This is a genomic window from Micromonospora sp. NPDC049799, assembly GCF_040656655.1.
GTDB lineage: Bacteria > Actinomycetota > Actinomycetes > Mycobacteriales > Micromonosporaceae > Micromonospora.
The window spans coordinates 1-2,145 of sequence record NZ_JBFAMU010000692.1 but is presented as its reverse complement, the minus strand read 5'-3'; the positions used below and the strand labels follow the sequence as shown (position 1 = coordinate 2,145).

Here is a 2,145-nt window from a genome sequence, read left to right as displayed (position 1 = left end):
CCCGCCCCCCGCCCCCCGCCCCCGCGCCGAGTCTCGCTCTCCGCGCCCCGTCCCGCCCTCCGCGATCTTGCACTTTCGGTCGCCCTGATGGGCATTTTGTCCCGCTCTGCCCGGGCACAAAGTGCAAGATCGCGGGAGTTTGGGGGGCGCGGGGTTAGGGGAGGAAGGACAGGAGGGCCGTGGTTACCGGGGTGGGGTGCTCCAGGGGGAGCAGGTGGCCTGCGTCGGGCACGTCCGGCAGGCGGGTCGCGTTCGGCGCCTCGGCGGCGATCCGGTCGGCGAGGCGGCTCACGTCGGGCAGGTCCGCCGCCCCGGCGGTGACCAGGACGGGCATCCCGAGCTCGTCGAGGCGGCCGATGGCCGGCGGGTCGAGTTCGGCGACGTCCACGGCGCTCAGCGCCTGCTCGGCGACGAGGGCCCGCCGATCCATCGCGAACGCGAAGGCGGTCAGGTCCGGGTCGACGTCCTGCGGATCGCGGCCGGGGCCGACCACCCAGAACCGCACCTCGGCGGCGGCGGTCGCGTCCAGGTCCTCCTGGTCGATCTCGCCGATCAGCGTGTCCCAGAGGTCGTTGGCCTCCTCGGACCACCGGTTGCCGGAGACGGCGGCGCCGAACAGCGCGAGGGCGGTGACCCGGTCGGGATACGCCAGGGCGGTGTCGATCGCGACCGCCCCGCCGAAGGAGCAGCCCACCAGGGCGGCGCGCTCGATGCCGAGCGCGTCGAGCAGCCCGACCACGTCGTCGTGGTGCGCGAACGGCGCGGGTGGCAGGTCCGACTCGCCGTAGCCGCGCAGGTCGGGGACGACGACCCGGTGCCGGGCGGCGAGGGCGGACACCTCGCCCCGCCACATCCGCCGGTCGGCGATGCCGGCGTGCAGCAGCACCACCGGCGTTCCGGCGCCGGCCTCGTCGTACCCGAGCGTCGCCCCGTTGACTTCGATCTTGGCCATGAACAGGACGGTACGCAGCCGGGCGGCGGGCGCGCAAACGGCATCTGAGACGTTGCTAACTCTGGCAAGCATTCTGCTTGCAGGAGCTAGCAGGGCCGGTTAGCGTCGAGGCATGGCCACAGGCAAGGACCTTCCCGACGTCGGCGCGTTCATCCGCGACCTGCGCCGCAACGCGAAGATCTCGCTCCGACAGCTCGCCGACCAGGCGGGGGTCAGCAACCCGTACCTCAGCCAGATCGAGCGCGGCCTGCGCAAGCCGAGCGCAGAGGTGCTCCAGCAGCTCGCCAGCGCCCTTCGGGTCTCCACCCCGGCGATGTACCTGCGGGCCGGGCTGCTCGACGACAAGGAGGGTCACGGCGTGCTCGCCGCGATCGCCGTCGACCCCGAGCTGACCATGGCCCAGAAGCAGTCGCTGACCCAGATCTACGAGACGTTCCGCCGGGAGAACGCCCGCCTCGCCGAGGCGACGGCTGCCGCCGGTGGCACGACAGCGGCCACCACCGGACAGCCGGAGTCCACGCCGGGCGCACCGACGACCCCGACCGGCGCGGCGACGACGGAGTCGCCGGACCTGGCCAACCTTGCCGCCACCGGCCCCACCACGCCGGAGGGCACCCCCACCGAGGCGGTCATCGAGTCGGTCGCCGTCACCGAGGCCGGCCCCGCCCCCGCTCCCACCCCCGCCAAGAAGGCCGCCGACGCGGCCGAGGAGGAGAAGTCATGACCCAGCCGAAGACCAACCGCATCCCGGCCCCGCTCTACGCCGCCGCCGGCGCCGGCGAGCTGGCGTACCAGCAGCTGCGCAAGCTGCCCGCCGTGGTGACCGACCTGGGCAACCGGGTCGTCGCCGACGGCACCCGGGTCGTCGCCGACCTCGGCGGCAAGGCCGTGGTGACCGGCGTCGAGCTGCGCCAGAAGGCCGACGACACGCTGCGCACCGCCACCCTCACCGCCGGCACGCTGCGCGAGAAGGCCGTCCCGGCCGACCTCGCGAAGCTGCGCGAGGCCGCCGACCTGAAGCGCCTGCGCGAGACCGCCGACCTCGACAAGCTGCGCGAGGTCGCCGACCTGGACAAGCTCCGTGAGCTGGCGACCCGCAACGCCGCGGTGGTCGTCGCCGGCGCCCAGGTGGCGCAGGAGCGGGCGCTCGCCGCGTACGCCGCGCTGGTCGCCCGGGGCGAGCGCTTCGTCGG

At 74.2% G+C, this 2,145-nt stretch carries 2 protein-coding genes and 1 pseudogene; 2 read left to right on the top strand and 1 reads right to left on the bottom strand.

The window, feature by feature from the left end; genetic code table 11:
• Window positions 1-154: 154 nt before the first annotated feature.
• Window positions 155-952, bottom strand: a complete 798-nt coding sequence (locus AB0I76_RS28360; protein WP_357041736.1) for an alpha/beta hydrolase — start codon at window positions 950-952, stop codon at window positions 155-157.
• Window positions 953-1,064: 112 nt separating this feature from the next.
• Here AB0I76_RS28360 and AB0I76_RS28355 point away from each other — a divergent pair, with 112 nt between their 5' ends.
• Complete coding sequence (locus AB0I76_RS28355) at window positions 1,065-1,676, top strand: helix-turn-helix transcriptional regulator (RefSeq protein WP_357041733.1); 612 nt, start codon at window positions 1,065-1,067, stop codon at window positions 1,674-1,676.
• Window positions 1,673-2,145: pseudogene (locus tag AB0I76_RS28350) on the top strand (hypothetical protein); the annotation flags it as partial. The gene AB0I76_RS28355 and the pseudogene AB0I76_RS28350, both read left to right, overlap by 4 nt.

What these genes read in the sequence shown, in the direction of transcription:
- AB0I76_RS28360 (WP_357041736.1), bottom strand. Translation starts at nt 952, where the DNA reads ATGGCCAAGATCGAAGTCAACGGGGCGACGCTCGGGTACGACGAGGCC.
- AB0I76_RS28355 (WP_357041733.1), top strand. Translation starts at nt 1,065, where the DNA reads ATGGCCACAGGCAAGGACCTTCCCGACGTCGGCGCGTTCATCCGCGAC.